This window comes from Rhodococcus sp. AG1013, assembly GCF_003350365.1.
In the GTDB taxonomy this organism is placed as follows: Bacteria; Actinomycetota; Actinomycetes; order Mycobacteriales; family Mycobacteriaceae; genus Prescottella.
In genome coordinates this window covers 84,958-100,646 of record NZ_QQAT01000023.1, presented here as the reverse complement: position 1 = coordinate 100,646, position 15,689 = coordinate 84,958, and the positions used below count along the sequence as shown (strand labels likewise).

At 65.5% G+C, this 15,689-nt stretch carries 10 protein-coding genes and 1 pseudogene; 6 read left to right on the top strand and 5 right to left on the bottom strand.

The genetic code is table 11. The features are described 5' to 3' along the window. On the top strand, window positions 1–138 hold a 138-nt coding region (locus tag DEU38_RS23430; protein ID WP_147283580.1), incomplete at its 5' end, for a hypothetical protein. Window positions 139–712: 574 nt separating this feature from the next. On the opposite strand, the gene DEU38_RS23425 is transcribed toward DEU38_RS23430, so the two are convergent. After that, window positions 713–1,804, bottom strand: a complete 1,092-nt coding sequence (locus tag DEU38_RS23425; RefSeq protein ID WP_114723778.1) for an IS110 family transposase — start codon at window positions 1,802–1,804, stop codon at window positions 713–715. Between the two features lie 68 nt (window positions 1,805–1,872). Between DEU38_RS23425 and DEU38_RS29470 the strand changes: the two genes are divergently transcribed. Continuing rightward, complete coding sequence (locus DEU38_RS29470) at window positions 1,873–2,001, top strand: hypothetical protein (protein WP_258558124.1); 129 nt, start codon at window positions 1,873–1,875, stop codon at window positions 1,999–2,001. A gap of 449 nt (window positions 2,002–2,450) precedes the next feature. Here the strand turns inward: DEU38_RS29470 and DEU38_RS29900 are convergent. Together DEU38_RS29900 and DEU38_RS23415 are read right to left on the bottom strand one after the other, a co-directional pair. Beyond that, window positions 2,451–2,693 (bottom strand): annotated as a pseudogene (locus DEU38_RS29900) (hypothetical protein); the annotation flags it as partial. Between the two features lie 119 nt (window positions 2,694–2,812). Beyond that, window positions 2,813–7,393, bottom strand: coding sequence for a hypothetical protein (locus tag DEU38_RS23415; protein WP_220181959.1), 4,581 nt, complete (start codon window positions 7,391–7,393; stop codon window positions 2,813–2,815). A 356-nt stretch (window positions 7,394–7,749) separates the two neighbouring features. On the opposite strand from DEU38_RS23415, the gene DEU38_RS29465 reads away from it, so the two are divergent. From DEU38_RS29465 to DEU38_RS23405, 3 genes are all read left to right on the top strand, one after another. Beyond that, on the top strand, window positions 7,750–7,998 hold the full coding sequence (locus DEU38_RS29465; RefSeq protein ID WP_258558123.1) for a recombinase family protein: 249 nt from the start codon (window positions 7,750–7,752) through the stop codon (window positions 7,996–7,998). A 67-nt stretch (window positions 7,999–8,065) separates the two neighbouring features. Beyond that, window positions 8,066–8,500 carry a helix-turn-helix domain-containing protein gene (locus tag DEU38_RS29460; protein ID WP_397484749.1) on the top strand — a complete coding sequence of 145 codons (435 nt, stop codon included), beginning with the start codon at window positions 8,066–8,068 and terminating at the stop codon, window positions 8,498–8,500. Window positions 8,501–8,690: 190 nt separating this feature from the next. Beyond that, on the top strand, window positions 8,691–9,065 hold the full coding sequence (locus DEU38_RS23405) for a hypothetical protein (RefSeq protein WP_114723776.1): 375 nt from the start codon (window positions 8,691–8,693) through the stop codon (window positions 9,063–9,065). Between the two features lie 172 nt (window positions 9,066–9,237). Here DEU38_RS23405 and DEU38_RS23400 read toward each other — a convergent pair whose 3' ends face one another. After that, window positions 9,238–9,657, bottom strand: coding sequence for a hypothetical protein (locus DEU38_RS23400; protein WP_181818915.1), 420 nt, complete (start codon window positions 9,655–9,657; stop codon window positions 9,238–9,240). A gap of 226 nt (window positions 9,658–9,883) precedes the next feature. Next, window positions 9,884–11,467, bottom strand: a complete 1,584-nt coding sequence (locus DEU38_RS23395; protein WP_114723775.1) for an RNA-guided endonuclease TnpB family protein — start codon at window positions 11,465–11,467, stop codon at window positions 9,884–9,886. A 3,778-nt stretch (window positions 11,468–15,245) separates the two neighbouring features. Here DEU38_RS23395 and DEU38_RS23390 point away from each other — a divergent pair. Continuing rightward, entirely contained in the window at window positions 15,246–15,554 is a 309-nt protein-coding gene (locus DEU38_RS23390; RefSeq protein ID WP_147283579.1) for a hypothetical protein, read from the top strand. The last annotated feature ends 135 nt before the right edge of the window (window positions 15,555–15,689 follow it).

Here is a 15,689-nt window from a genome sequence, read left to right as displayed (position 1 = left end):
TACCCGGATCGCAACGACGCCGAGTACATGCAGCACACCATGGCCTACAAGGTGGGCGACGGTCTGCTCTCCGACATCCGTCTCGACTACAAGCCGGTGGTCCAGACCCGCTACGAGCCCATGGAGCGTAAGTACTGATCACCCAGCTCAGGACACGATCCCCGACCACCCCGACAGGTTCGGTTTGAAATAGACGACGGTGCCAATGTTGGAGACATGCACGTCGGTCCACAGTGCGAGTGAGTTAAACCAATCATGAGGAGGCAGCCCAGAATGCTGGTGCACGCGATCGAAATCCTTCTAGTCCTCTGCATACTGCTGACGGCATGGTTCGTCGGCTACGTGATCTACCGGCTTGTAACCGACGAATCGTAGTCACTTCTTGTATCACCTGATATGTAGAGAAGTTTGTCAAGAGGGCATGGTGAGGCGCCGCCGGGGAGCGACCCCGACGGCGCCTCGTTGCTTCCTCGGCGAGTCTGTGTGGTGAGCGTCTCGATGAGCGACGCGCGGTCAGACGGGGGTCCCTCCCTGCACGCAGTGCTCGGGGGCATATGCGCGGGTTGGTTACCGCAGGACGGGATTTCGGCTGGATCGCATCCGCTTGTCTAGAGCCGAGCGTCGACCTCGGTGGTCTGCTCATAGGTGTGTCGCGGGTCGATCCACGCGCTGCCACCACTGCCTCGGGGAGGGAGCAGATCAGGGCGGTCGGTCAGTCGTCCATGACCGCCAGGGACCAGCACCAACCGGCCAGCTCCCGCGCGATCGCCACGTTCGCCACCGTCGAGCGCTTGCGGCGTTCGAGGAAACCCACCCACCGGTGGTGCAGGCGACGGTTGTCCTCGTCACCGCGTGCCCGGGCCGCCGCCGGCGCCTGGTCCCACCGCGAACGCATGACCGCGCCGACGTGATACCGCGGCCGGTGATGCCACGCCGCCTCGACCAGCAGCCGCCGGGCATGGGTGTTCCCGGTCTTGGTGATCGCACCCTGCACCCGTGACAAACCCGACGAGTACTCCGACGGCACCAGCCCGACGAACGAGCCGATTGTGTTGCCGGTAAACCGATTCCAGTCACCGATCTCGACCGCCAGCGCGAAGCTCGTCAAGGTGCTCACTCCGCGCAGGCAGCACATCCTCCGGACGATCGGAGTGAACTCACTGTCCCCAGCCATCTCCTCGATCGCCGTGTCGAGGCGCCCACGCCTGGCCTGCATGGTCAGGACGTGGTCGTAATCGGCGTCGAACGCCATCCGCGTCGGCGCCGACGTCAATTGTGGTGCCGCTTCGGTGCGCAGCCACCGATCGTGAGCTCCGGTCCAGGCAGCGCCGCCGTAGTAGACGATGCCATGCCGCAGTAGCAGTTTCGACAGTCGATGTCGTGCTCGCATGAGATCACCGCGGCAGTCTTCACGGGCCCGCACCAGGTCCCGAGCAGCCTCCTGATCCGCAGTCGGGATCGACACCGCGCAGATCTCGTCGAGGCGCAGCAACCGGGCCAGATGCAGGGCGTCGCGGGCATCGGTCTTGACCCGGTCCCCGGACGGTTTCTGCAGCTTCGACGGGGCGGCGACCTCGCACCGAATCCCTGACTCTGTCAACGCCCGATACAGCCCGAACCCGGTCGGTCCTGCCTCGTAGACCGCCGCTGCCGGTCGCGGCAACCCAGAAATCCAGGATCGGATGTGGTCGTAGGACGGAGTCAGGCGGGCCGCGAACACCTCGCCCGTGACGCTGTCGATTGCTGCCGCCGCGACCGAACGTGCGTGCACGTCCAGTCCTACGCTCGTACGCTCGATAAACACCGGGGCCTCCCACAATTGTCGGATAGGCCGAACAGGCAGGTTCGTCTGCTCGGTAACCCAGGAATCTTGTGAGTGGGGCCCCGGCCCGCAAGAGCGGTTCCAACGGCGGGCGTCCCTCGATCACCGCCGACCCGCCGGCGCACCCCGGCGATGTCAACATGCAGCACGCGCAGCGCAGCGAGCATGAACGACGTTGACATCGACCCTGCGCCGGCACATCCTCACCAACCGAGGGACGCCAACCAGCGGGAGTGAACTCGTCACAAGTCGTGCGTCACTCCATACGGTCTAGACCGCCAAACATTCAGCGGGGAAGACCGTGGACGTAGTGATCTACTCCCAGCAACGACACACCGTCGTTGCAGCCGTACGGAATTGAGCTCTCTAGTGAAGTCGCACGTGGACCGCAACTCGTCGAGCGCGTGACACAGTGGCCCCAGCAGGCCTTGGCGCCGTCCACTGATTGAGAGAACTCGATCGATTCGTTTTCCACATCAACCCGAAGGCCGCCCCGTAGATGCAGCTCTCGCAGACCCGCCCCGTGCCTACGGCTGCCTTCGATGATCCGAACCTGGTCACATACGCCGGACTAATCCCCGATCTACCGACTCGCCTTGATAGAAAGTTGTTTTCGGCGTGCGGTGGCGGATTCGGGCGCATACTCGCGGTGGAACGCCTTTCCCATCGCCCCGTGGTGCAGCAGTGCCATGTCGTCGATACTGTCGGCGCCAGCGACCATGCCGGCGACCAGCGAGGTCACATTGCGGCCCGCGTTCGCGCCTTTGTCCGTGGCCACGGACAGCTTAAGCCGGTTGCCACCGCCGTCCGCTAGCTCTGCGCCAACCCCGGAGAGCCTTCTCAGTGAAGTACCTGACTGCGCCGTTGGCATCGTCGGCCCGATGACGAGCGTGTTGTCATCATCCCGCACCAGCGGGCTCTTCCACCCCGGAGTGCTCAACTCCCGAGAAATGTGTGCCGGAGGGACGCCTTGTCAGCACCAGTTCCTAGCTAGTTGCGCACGGCTCCATCAATTGCTCGATCGACTCCGTAGACACCGAGTTCGAGCAGGCGATCAAGGATATCGAGTAGCGCCGTGATGCGCCCTCGGTCGCGAGTCTGCGCCAACCCACGGACCACCAGATCCGAGATGTAATGAGCATGCCCGGCAGCACTAGTCCTGATGTCGGCCACGTCTTCGCCATGGATGTTCAGAAAGTGGTGTGCAGCGAGGTCGACGAGATCGTCGACCTTGTCCGGCGCTTCCTGCAGCGTGATGAGCAGTTGCGGGGTCGCGTGTACGTAGCTTGGTGACGCGATCAAGTCAGCCAGGAACTCGGCGTAAGGGCGCAGGTCGTCTCCACGCAGGTGACCGGCCAGGGTGCCAACCTTTTTCCGAACCTCATCGTCCTCGTCATGCATCAGGCGGCGCAGAGTGGACAGCACGAGTTCTGAATCGGCGGATCGATCAACCCTCGCGGCGCAGACCTCAGCCAGGCCGCCTCGAATTTCCACATCGCTGGCCAGGGCTCGCTCCATTAGCGCTGGACGCCCCCATTGCAGCGCGGCGAATGCCGCCATGCGACCCCCTGCCCTCCGAACCTCGGCATCTGTCGAGCTGAGCATGCGATCGATGACCGGATCGACCATTTCTGGATCGGCGTTGCCGATATAGATCATCAGGTCGTCCAACTTGTCCGAGGCAAGTAGGAGATCGTCGGCGTCGATGAGGCGTTCGAAGGCTGTGTAGGCCGTTGGCCGTGCATGCCGCAGGCAGGCAGCGATGGTGTGGGCGACACAGGCGCGGACACTCAGTACTGGATCGCTCGCCAGCTCGGCGAGGTGCGGGGCCACGAGTTCCGTGCGCGTGCCATCAGGGTCGTGGACCAGGAGGTCGCCGAGCGACTCAGCCAAGCTTCCTCGCGAGGTGTTGTATCCGTTCTGGAACATGTCACGTCCGGGTTGGTGGTCGTCTCGGCGTACGAAGACGGGCGAGTTGTCGACAGGGTCAGGAGCGTGCAGCGCCCGGTCGAGGACCATCTCAACGATGTCCAAAGGTGCCTCGTCATAGACGCGACGGACCGCCCAGCCAAGCCAGCGGTCACAGTTATCGAGGCCGAGGCTCATGACGTGACGGATCGCGGCGAAGACAGCGTGCTGCCCTTCCTCTGGAATAGATGCTTCTCCGAAGCCCCACAGGATCGCAGCGGGATAGGCCGCGTTGATCTCGGGCGTCAACTGCATGGCCAATCCAGCGAATCGAAGTGGATCCTCAGCCGTGCGCGCCTTCAGCTGCTGCGCCAACTCGCGAGCACCGCCTACCTCGCTGCCGAAGTCGCGGTCGTCGTTGTCGTGCTTTGCCATGGCCTGCAGCCACTGCGCGTTGCTCATCTTGCCTGTGACTGGGCCACCAATCGGCGACCCGACCGTGTAGGTGATGATGCCGGTCGGTGGCTCGGGCAAATCGCGGTCGAACTTGCGCTGGTACTCCTGTAGCCGTCGAAGTCCCAGCGGTGATAACCGCCCGCGGTCGAGCGCTGATAGGAACTTAAAGGCGGTGTAGCCGAACGACCGAAGCCTGTGGTGGAGGTCGGAAGATTGGTATGTCGCGGGAAGGTCTCGGAGATGCTCTTCGAGCTGCAGGTGGACCTCATCGCTGACAATCGGCGCTATGGCCTCAACGACCTCGCGTGAGAGCCAGTGCGAATCGGATAGGTAGCTTGCTTCCAGGCGGTTGCCGCCTTGGAGAATCAGCTCAGCTGCCCACGGGGCAAAGGTCAGTCCCCCAGCAATCAGAGCGCGATACAACAACGACTGCGCCGCGTCGTGCTCGTTCGCGGCCAGGAGCTGCAGCACCGACTCGATGGTTTCCGGCGAGGTCTGCGCCCACTCTCCGAGCGCGTCCGCCCCGCCGTTGTACAACGCGGCATCGACGTCGCCATACCCCGGCTCCGTACGAAGTCTCAGGCTGAAGTGCCGGTCGCGAAGAAGGTCTTGCTCGTGGCGGTCGTAGTGCGTGGCGTTCATGACTGCGAGTAGATGCGGCACGAACGCCTCGGCGAACGCTTGCGGCTCTGCTTTGCATGCCGCCTCGATCATCTGAGTAGCGCCGTACTCATGAATGCCAAGGAGGGCTACCTTGCCGTCGGCACCGAGCACCAGAGCAGATGGACTCTCAACAAAGCAGGCCTTGAGCATCTCGATTGCCCAGAGTGGCTGGTGTTCCGCAAGCTCGTGTGCCGCGAGCCAGACGTTCTGATCGGCTGGGTTGATCTCGCCGGCACGGACTGCGTCTAGCAACAACTCGAACAGCTGCCGGTGGTGGTGCAGGTCGGCGCGCTGCGTCACCCGACGGAGCCACGTCACATAGTCGGGTGACTGGTTCCGCGCCTTCAAGAGGTCAGCCACCTCGGCGCCATACTCGGCGCCGGCGTTGCCCATCCAGTTGACGCTCCTGTCGCGCAGTGCGGCGTCGTCACTGTCGAGCCACCTTTCGATGTGGCCCTGGGCGTAGAACGGGCCGAACCACGTAGGGCGTGCGAGCTGCAACAAAAGCCGTTTCGTGAGCGTGGATTCCCTGTCGGCAAGGCGCAGCACAAGTTCGACATCCTCGAGCGTCGGAGCACTGACGTTCGCGAAGACGGCGACCACCGTCTCCTTAATGTGGAAGCGAACATCTGCGCTGCTCAGGACAGCCTCGACCTCCGTCCGGAACCGATCGGGATCTCGCTCACGCAGAAGCTCGAGGATCTGCCGCACCTGCGCGCGTCGGAACAGTTCTTGCTCCTGGGCGCAAAGGAATTCGACCATCGACTGCTGTCGTGACAGCCACTGACGGGCGAATGTGAAGTCGAAGAACGTCTCGTGAAAGAAGGAGACCCGGTCGTCTTCGATCGCGATGACCTGTTCGGAGGCGAGAACCCGCGCGTGTTTGATGAAGTCGCCAGGACCGAGGATCTCGACGGGGACGGACAACGTCTGGTTGTCGCTCGCGGTGTTGGCGATCCGGGCCAGCACGTCGTTGAACAACGTTCCAGGTCGTCGCTCCTCGGAGGTCTGTTCTTTGCGCTGCCAGAATGCTTCGAAGAGCGATCCTCGGGAGGTGAAGTTCAGGGCACCTGGCCGGTCGGCGATCGTCTCGAGCAGGACGAGGTTGAGCGGTGACCTGAGGAGTGCACGTTGCGTAGCAGTGAGCAAGTCGGGATCGAGACCCATGGCTGAGACAGCGTCCGCCGCTGCTTCGTCAGGTAGCGGCTCAACGGTCAGGCGCTCGACATCGTTCCGCGCATCGAGTTTGCGGATGCGGTGGTCGTTCTCGACGTCGAATAGTCGGCAGGCCAAGATGACGCGCACCCCGTCAACCGCTGTTGCTTCTTGAATGAGATCGGCAATGACGTCGTAGCGCTCCGAGAGGCGACCGGACGCTAGCGACACGGCGTCGAGTTGGTCGATGATCAGGAAGGCGTCGCGGCCGTCTGCCGCCTGTCGCAGCGCCGCAACCGGCGAGGTCGAGAGGCCCAGCTGAATGCCCAGTTCGACGGTCGAACCGAAGGCGCCACGGCGGTCAAGCCGGAACGCCAAAACCTCGGCGTCCTGCGTCTCGAACTCGCGCGCAGCCTGGTAAAGCACAGAGCTCTTCCCACCACCGCCAGCCCCGACAACGAGTGCGAGACGGGTACTTCTCATCAGTTCGACGAGGTCTGCAGCCTCAGTCCTATTGATCGGCGGCGTGAGTAGCTCGCGCTCGATCGTGCCTCGCCAACTCTGGGTCGTCGCTACGACCTGCTCGTGGGAGGTGCGTTGTGCCATCGAGTCGCGCGCCGTGATGCCCTTACGGGCGAGACTGGCGAGCAGCTCACGTCGAGTCAGACGCCTTCGGAGATTGTCGAGTAGGACGGCGCCAATTGCTGTCGCAATGACGTCGCCCGCGGCACCCTCCAAGCTCACATCAGCGAGCATGGCGTTGGTCATGACTAGCTGCTCTTCGACCTCGATCTCGATCCACATACCGCGCAGGGTCTGCCAGGCCCCCTCAGAACTTCCGAAGACATCCGCCGCGGTCAGCTCATCGAAGGTTTCTCCCAACTCCTGTGTGAGCTGATGCTTGACGAACTGCTGTGCATCCGCCGATTGCCGTGACCGCTCAGCCATGACCCGAAGTGCCCCGCTCGGAGTCATCGAACTGAAATGGAACGCACGCCCAGCAGCAACGTGACGAGCAGCTGCCGCCAAGACTCCGCGACCTCTGAGGGCTGCGATCGTCCAGTGATCAGTGATGTTGTTCTGGCGCTTCACCTGGGTCACCGCGATGTCGCCGTGCTCATTGACGTAAGTGAACTCCGAGCCGTCAGCCAGCTCAGGGTCGATCTCTTCGAGCGTGAGACTGCGGCGCTCGTCCTGGATGCAGAGCAGAGCGTGACGGATGGCCCAGGCCAGCTCGTATTTATTGCCCAGCTTGTCCGCGACTCCACCACTGGCGCCGGCCATTCGGGGCGGTGCCGGATGCTGTGGCGTGAGAGTTGCCGCGCTGCTCGACTGTTCGGATTTCTCGATCTCCTCTTCAGATGGATAGGGACGAGGGGCGCCGGTCATAGCAACAGGCTAGTTCCGCCCGGCGACATTCGCCGCCGCGACCAATTCCGGTTTTCGGCACACCATTGACCGGGCTTCCGCCCGGACCCCAGTCCGGTTGCGGCCACTCCCTCGATCGACGGCGCGAATCCGTCACCGGAACAGGTCTGGCGTGTCATACGTCTCCTCACCCTGTGTCAGCGCGAAGAGGCGAACTTCCCCGACACAGGGTCGAGTGTCCCGAAACCTTGGTTGTGGGACGCCCGTGGGCCGGTGGGTGCAGAACCGAATCACCGCAGCTCACAACGTCTCACAAGTTCATTCCGAAACTACGTGTCGAAACCGTGCTACGGGAACAACTTTCGATACGCTTGGCGGTGGAGCTGGGATTCGCGCGGGTCTCGACGACCAAACAGGAGCTCGAGCGGAAGATTCACGCCTTCACCGCGGCCGGCATCGCCGGAGACCGCATCTACGTCGACCGCAAGTCCGGAGCCACCGCGGACCGCCCCGGACTGACCGCGCTGCTCGACTACGCCCGCGACGGCGACGTCATCGTCGTGCACACTCTCGACCGTCTCGGCCGCAACGTCCGCGACACCCTCAACTCATCCACGACTGCGTGAACGCGGCGTCGAGGTCCGCAACCTCGCCGACCCGATCCGGATCGACTCGAGCAACCCGGACGACCCGATGGCGCAGCTCGCAGTCGTGCTGCTCGCGTTGTTCGCGCAAATGGAACGCACCTACACCCTCGAACGCGCCGCTCACGCCCGCGCCGTGGCGACCGCGAAAGACCGACGCACCGGCCGGTCGTCGGTGGTGACCGAATCCCAGATCGCTCACGCCGTCCAGCTCCGAGATGCCGGCGCCACCGCCGCGGAGATCGTCACCAAGACCGGCCTGACCCGTTCCACCCTGTACCGGCACATGCCTCCGCGGCCACCCGAGCCAGTCACCGTCGCTGCGCCCGCGCCGACAGCCGAGGCTGTGGCCCAAAGTCCGACTCCGATACCGGAGGTTGCCGGGGGTCCGCGGCCCACCGGCGACCGGTTGGCGTGCCCGACGTGCGGCTACCGACCGTCGACCAGGCAGGAGGAGGCCCCACATCTCGATGACCCAGCATGATCTGGTTGCGCATCACCCCCGACAACCGGATCAGCGAGCACCGACACTGCGTGCGACGCCAACCCCACGAGCAGATAATGGCGATTAGCTGCGAGCGCTGGGTGACGGGTCACTGGTCAGCCGCGCCGTACCATCTGGCGGCCTGTCCGTCGCGATACGCCAAGCTGTGACAACGCCGAAAGAAAACACCATGCCCGACACCAACAATCACGACCCGTCCGTCGAGAACGGCGACAGATCCTTCAACCTCATTCCCTTGGAGCAGGCTCCCGGTTTGGTTCTGGGGATGATCGCCCGCTTCGCTGAAGGTCTGCCAGAACCGATGGTCATCGGCGCGAACGATCAGCCGGTGGCCGCCTTGATCCCCATCGAAGACCTCCTTCGGCTTGGTGAATACGACCGTCGCGCTCTCGATTCCGAGGACTCGTTCTACGCCGAACTCGATCACCGACTTCACCACGCGGACATCGAGCAGTCGGTGATAGACCTCAACGACGTCGCCCGGTCTCTCAGGCCGACCGGAGAACAGTGGGCTGGCAGACGTCCCGGCAACGAACAAGACTGACGAGGTCGCCCGCTCCCATATCGACCGAATTCCGTCGGCGCACAGCCCTGCTCGCCGCCCCGGCGCGGTCGACGCGGACCCCATGTCGGTGCCGTCGACGATCTACATCCCGGTCAGCTTCTGCGGGACAGATTCCCTATGAAGGGCTGTCCAACACGGTACGTACGCAAGCTCACATCCCCTGCCGAGCGTGGTCGATCACATTGTCGACAGCGATCTCGGTGAGCTGTCCCGCTTCGAGGTCCTCTAGCGGGCTGTTCCCGTCGAGCATATCGGTCGGGGTCAGCCACCAACTCGCGGCACCGTAGGGGTCCTCGTTGACGAAGAGGCGTCGGTTCGCGTGGCGGACGACGTCGTGGATCTTGTGAGGCCCGGTGTCGAACTGGAAGAGCGGGTACAGGTAGTTCGGGCGGGCGCCGACGGGCAGGCCGATCAGTTCGCCTGCCAGGCGGCGCTTCTGGGCGACACTGAGGGTCGAGGCAGCAGCGGTCGGTGCCAGGATCCGGGCGACCTCCGTCGAGTCGACCACGACGAGCGAGTCGAGGATCAACCGCTTGGCAATGTCCAGGTCCGGCTGTCGTGACGTGGCCATGGATGGGAGGCTACCTCGAACCTGACTCCGGACGACGCCGGTCTGGGTTCCCCTGTCGAATACCGAATTGCACCGTCCCCGTACGCACAGGGGCGATCGCTTGAGCTCCGCATCGCATTTCATTCTGCTTCAGCTGCATGGGACCGTCCCCGTACACGCGAGGGAGATTGCTCATTGACCTGACGCGATGCACTCGACTGCACCGATTCCCGATCAGTTCCCGGTATCACGGGGGTGGGGACGGGAGGTCCATTGCTGGCCTCTGTGGCCTACCTTTCGGCAGGTCTGCCGGACCCCAACACCGGGCCGGCCGTGACCGGCTCGGTGTTGGGGTGTCGCAGCGTTTAACGTCGGCTGTATCCACGGGCGACGGGGTGAGGACGAGTGAACAGATGTTGCGGGCAGCGTTGAGATCACGGTCGAGGACCAGGCCACACTGCTCGCAGCGATACACACGCTCGGACAGACGCAGCGTGGCTTTTACTGCGCCGCAGCCTGAGCATGTCTTCGAAGTCGGCGCGAACCTGTCGACAATGACCAGGCATGCGCCATACCGCGACGTCTTGTAGAGAAGTTGTCGACGGATCTCCCCGAACGCGGCTCGGCGGATCGACCGGTTCAGGCCGGCCTTGGAACGCCGACCGTTCGGCAGGAAGCTGCCCGGGTGGTCGGGGTCGGGTTTGGGGTGCGGGGCGGCTGTCATCCCGGCCACCTCCAGGTCTTCGATTCCAACCGTCACGAATCTGGTAGCGATCCGTTTCGTCACCTCATGCAAACGTCCCCGACGCCGGACCGTGTCGACGCGCTGCAACCGCGCGATCCTGCGGGTGGTCTCCACCCATCCTGCAGAGGGGCCCTGCTCGTGGGTGGGGCCGCGCTGCCGAGCGGCGCGGCGTTGAAGTCGGCGCATACGCCGCCAGAAGGCGGCAGATGGGTAGCCGGCAATCAGTTCATCGCTCGACAGCGCGACCAGCGAATGCACTCCCACATCGACACCGACCGCTCCGGCGGCCCGCTGCCGCCGGGTGGTCACCGGCGCCGAAATCACCTCGGCAGGAACATCGAGGGTGATGCTGACCGTCCATCCGGTGCCGCGCCGGACGAATCGAGCAGATTTGGGGATAGCACCACGCTGGATCCATCGACGCAGCCGACGGGTGTTCTCGTGTACCCGCAGCGAACCGAGGTTGGGGACACGGATCCGGTGGCCCTTGTCGATCACCTTCCACGGATCGGTGCGGCGGCCGGTGACGCTGAGGTTGAAGATCGCGAACGAGTCCTTCGAACGGCCCTTTTTCTTGAACCGTGGCCAGCCGGCGGGACGACCGTCCTTGCGTGGCTTGCGTGGTGGGCGGGTCGACGGCCCCACATGGTTCCAGTAGCGGACGATCGCGGTGTCGAGGTTGCCGAGCGCGGTACTCATGGCGTGTCGAGGGATGCCGTGGTTCTCGACGTGCCACCAGTGGAATCGGCTGTTCGGATCGCGAGTGAGCTCGGTGAACCGACGATCCAGCGAGGCCGTGTTGGGACGCCGACGCAAGTCCCCGGGCGCCTGAAGCAGCGCACCCCTACGCCAGTCCACATCGCCGAGCAGGGTCTGCGCCTCGTCCTCGGTACGGGTGACCGCGCGGGCGCGCTCACGCAGCCACGCATACTGCCGTGCCTCCCATTCGTTGATAGTGGCCAGGCCCCAGTTGTAGACCGCGCGAGAGGTGCCGACGGACCGCTCGAGCAGCAGCTGCTGACGGTCGGTCAGTGCCGCCGCATCAAGGTGAAGCAGAACTGCGCGTGAACATGTCATGTCGGCCATAACGGATTCCTCGATCCTCAATCAGATCTCGTAGTCCTCCTTCTGGTGTAGCACCCCCAACCGATACGCAACAGAGGGAAGCGCGGAATTTCTTTCCAGGGAAGGGTTTTCGCCGATCCGAGCCGAGCCTGGCTCTGGCCGCGTCCCGCGCCCGATCCGTGGCGTGGGAGTTTCCGAGTAACTATCCAGGAACCTCGATTACGAACAGCTGGTGGGGAATTCAACGACGCGCCGAAGCGGAGACCGCGGGCTGCACCTGGCGGCAATCCCGGCTCCGGAGTATGAGAGTGGCGGAGAGAATCGAAGCAACGGCACCTGAGAACCGAAAGCATTGGGAAACAAAGGAAATTCACCGCGGCCCCGAAATTCTTCCGAAGTAACGAGATCGAGTTTCCCTCCACCGCATCCCGCCGACACCGCGTGAGGTCGTACGGCCCCGGAGACAGCACCGCCGTATCGCCCGGCGGATCCAGGCCCGGATACCTGGCACGGACGCACGACCGGCAGCCCTCACGACAGACCTGCCACACCGTCACGGCCACCCGGGCGAGGAACCCACACCACCACCGATCCGACACGACCGGCCCGCGACGAGGGTGAACACACCCGGGCCCACCCCGGTGGACACTCGCCCCCACCACGACCCCGATCCCGGGGCCGGGGCCGCACAGGCCCCCTCGCCAGCCCGGCCGGCACCCGGCCGGCGAGCACCGCTAGGCGGCCGAATCAGGCCACCCGACAGTGGCCGTGACGTCACCAACTCATTCGTGCCGGATTGCCTCGTCACAGAGGCGACCGATCGACCCACGGACGCCGTCTCCGCGCCCGCCACCGTGCCCGGCCACGGGCACATGGACTCCGCCTGAGCGCAGCGAGAGCGAGCCGCCCCCGGCGACCGCCGGATCCCCGGATACGTCACCAACGTCGCCGCCGCCGGGTCACCGAGCACTGCGACAGCAGTGTCGGAACATCCATCGCGACGGGGTCGCGTCGAACCGGGTAGCGAGCGAGCGAGTTGCCCGAGCAACGAGACCCAGTCACCGGGGGTGACACCACTGCCGTGCCAGCGGAGCGCAGCAGGGCGGGCCACCGGGCAGCCGGCCCCACCCGTCGCAGACGAGCGCGCCAGGGGCGCGACACAAGCCGGCACGACGCCGCGGGAGCAGTGGTTGGGAGCGAGCGAGCAACCACCCCGGGACGGGCCGCAGGCGCGCCAGCGCCGAGCACCGCACCGGAGACAGGCCGCGGCGGAGCGGGCACCCCGTAGGGGTCGTCGTCAGGAGTGAACGAGAAGACCGCCCGCGGCCGCCCGAGAGAGCCCTGGCGGCGATAAGGACCCTCGCGCAGCGAGGGCGACGAGGCGCCAGCCGAGGAGGTCGTCCCGGCTCTGCCGGGCAAACGAAGGGTGTAGTGAGCGAAGCGAACGAAACCCGAAGTGCGTCACGACTCCTTATGCCCTTTTTGATTCGCGCCATAGCAAGCGGCTCCGAGCGTCAGCGAGGGGAGTTTGCGTAGTTGGCGAACTGGGGAAACAGGCCAGATTCTCCGTATTTGCGCCCCCTCGCAGATAGCCGAGGACACCTCGAAACAGGGGGGCGCAAATACGGCATCGTTTTCCTGTTTCCCCAGCAAGAAGCGGGTGCGATTTGCGTAGGGTGATGCAAGTCACTGACGCAGCGGACGCAAATACGCCGGAGGCGGGATTTGAGGCCGATCGGGGGCCGCCGAGCGCAGCGAGAGGGGCCACCGCACCGCCAGGTGGCGTCAGGGTCACGCGGACCGCGCCAGCGGGCCGTGCCAAGCAAGGCGCAGCCGTAGCCCGTGGCGTCAGCCGCGGGTCATCTCTTGGTCCCGTGGTGTCTCAAAGTGCGGCTCCAGCCGACCGACACCACATCCGCGTAGGCGGAGCGGTCTCGTGGGTCCGATGCCCGCGCGTCAGCGCGTATCGAAGAGAGGCAGGCATCGGTGAGGGCCCCACGGGGACGCGCAGCCGCAGCGGCCGGCGACGGCAGGCGTCGGCTACAGCGCCGCCAGGCGCGTCACCATCCCGCGCCGCAGGAGCGGTGTCACAGCCCGCGCGATAGCGCGAGCCGGTTTCAGGGTCTTCTGGTCCTCGGCGTCACCGCCACTGATCGGTTGCCACGAGGACGGTCGGCGTGACGACACAAGCCCGCGGCAGCGCGGTGCCGCAAGCGTGCGGACGTGGGGCCAGGACACCGTCTCGCTACGGGCTCTCGTCACCGGCCGTCGCCGTCTGGAACAGGGGTCCGCAGCAGGTGCCACAGCCGGTTGGTCACCGGTCCCCGGGAGCGGTCCAGAAGGGCCTCGGACGGGCCGCGCGAGGGGGCCTGCCGGAAGGGGGTGACGTCACGACTGCGCGGCCGCCGTAGGTGGCTGCCACACGGTGTCACCGCCGCGGCCTCAGCCGCGGCTGCAGCAGCCCTCGGCGGCCACCGGCAGCGCCAGGAGGCAGCGGCGTGGCCGCCCGGTGGGGACACAGGGCGGCGGTCGCGTGAGCGGCCTCGGGAGCGGCTGCGGGGTCTGCCCGCAGACCGGCCACGGCAGGGGCGGCCGCCACCCCGGCGCCGGGGTCCGTGGCGGCCGGCCTCGGTGGCGGTAGCCACGGTCGGCTGCAGGATCTTGCGCCGGGACGGCAGGAACAGGGCGGCTTCTGCGGCGCACGTGGGTAGGTCGCAGTGTCCTTCTGCGACCGGCTCCGGCGCGTAGCGTCCGGGGTCGCCAGGTCACCCATCCGTGCATGGTTCACCTGGTCCCACGTGCGCCGCAGAAGCCGCTTCGTATCGGTGCGGGAGTATCTCGGGGACGGAAAAAGAATTCAGCGCGCAGCGCTTGTAGCCGGCCCCGGTTCCCGGTGGGCGCATGGCTCCCGGAATGGGCGCAGTACGGGCTTTTTGAATGCCCGGAATTCGTCTCATTCGCGTAAATGCGGATTGTGCATGGAGATCACCGCTGCCGGAATTGTTCGCCGGGTGCCGACGCCATTTATGAGGGGCCGTAGAGAATCGCGGGAGCGGTGCGGCCGGGGTTGCCGGCCGCCGCGAGCGTCTGCAAAAGCCCAGGTCACGGGGTTGTGGCGCTTCTGCGGCGCCGCAGTGGTGTTCCAGCGGCGTCCCGGTGGCGTCCCGGTGGCGTCTCGGCGGCCCGACTGCGCCCAGGGTGCAGCCGGTGCGACAGACACGCCGCTGTGCGGATGCTGTGCGGACACTCTCAGGCGACAGCACCGCCGCACGGCGTCCACAGCCGGGGCATTGAGTGGACGTTGCGCGGATAGTCACCCGCCGCTGTGCGTACACCAGACGCACTCTTGCCGTAGAACTGCCGCTCTACGGCCACTGTGTCACCGCAGAGCCGCCGCACTGTGGCCGAAGTGGCGATACCGCCACACAACCGCCACCGTGGAGACACCCTGTGGCGAATCTGCGGCGGCTGTCTGTTCGTTGTACGTCCCGGTGTGTCTAGTGCGAGCTGTGTGCGGATGGTGTGCGGCTGCTCAACGGCGTATCCGCCGCCACGTACGCGCCACGCATCCGCCGCTGAGCAGCCGCAGTACAGCCGTTCAGTGGCGGTTGTCCGGCGATACTCCGTCGCTGTGGCACCGGGGCCGCGATGGTGGAAGTACGGAAAGACAGAACCCGCACTCTGCATGAAGCAGAGTGCGGGTTCGGTGGCCGCGGCCGGCGTGGGGGCGGCAGCGGGTCGCAAGCTGGGGACGGTCGATGGGATCTGCCGATCCATTGCTACAGAGGGGGAGTCTGTGTTGTCAGTGAAGAAGGTCCTCGGGGTGGCCGCCGCGGCCGCTGTCCTGGGCGTCGGGTTCGTTACGGCCAACGCTGCGCAGAGCGAGGTGGCACCGCGAGCACCGGACGCGAGTGCTGCCGCCCTCGCGGAGGCGCAGGCCAAGGCCAACGATCCGGACTCGGGTTTGCTGGACGGTCTCACGGACGAGGAGAGGGACCTGCTGAGCTCGTCGAAGGTCGCGTCGGCGCTCCTCGACGCGACGACCGGTGCGGTCCTCAGTGTGGGTGAGGGCGACTTCATCCCCGAGGGCGCAGCGTCCGCGCGATAGCGTGAAGAACAGAAGGCACCCCGGCCATTCGGCCAGGGTGCCTTCTGTTTGCTGCGGCTCTGCTGATCTCGCAGAGACGGGACGCCCCCACCGTCACCGCAACCGCAACCGACTTCTCGGCGCAGCTCGGCGCCC

Excerpts from the sequence above, each read along its gene's own strand:
- DEU38_RS23400 (WP_181818915.1), bottom strand. The coding sequence starts at position 9,657 with ATGGCCACGTCACGACAGCCGGACCTGGACATTGCCAAGCGGTTGATC.
- DEU38_RS23415 (WP_220181959.1), bottom strand. The coding sequence starts at position 7,393 with ATGACCGGCGCCCCTCGTCCCTATCCATCTGAAGAGGAGATCGAGAAA.
- DEU38_RS23405 (WP_114723776.1), top strand. The coding sequence starts at position 8,691 with ATGCCCGACACCAACAATCACGACCCGTCCGTCGAGAACGGCGACAGA.
- DEU38_RS29460 (WP_397484749.1), top strand. The coding sequence starts at position 8,066 with ATGGCGCAGCTCGCAGTCGTGCTGCTCGCGTTGTTCGCGCAAATGGAA.
- DEU38_RS23395 (WP_114723775.1), bottom strand. The coding sequence starts at position 11,467 with ATGGCCGACATGACATGTTCACGCGCAGTTCTGCTTCACCTTGATGCG.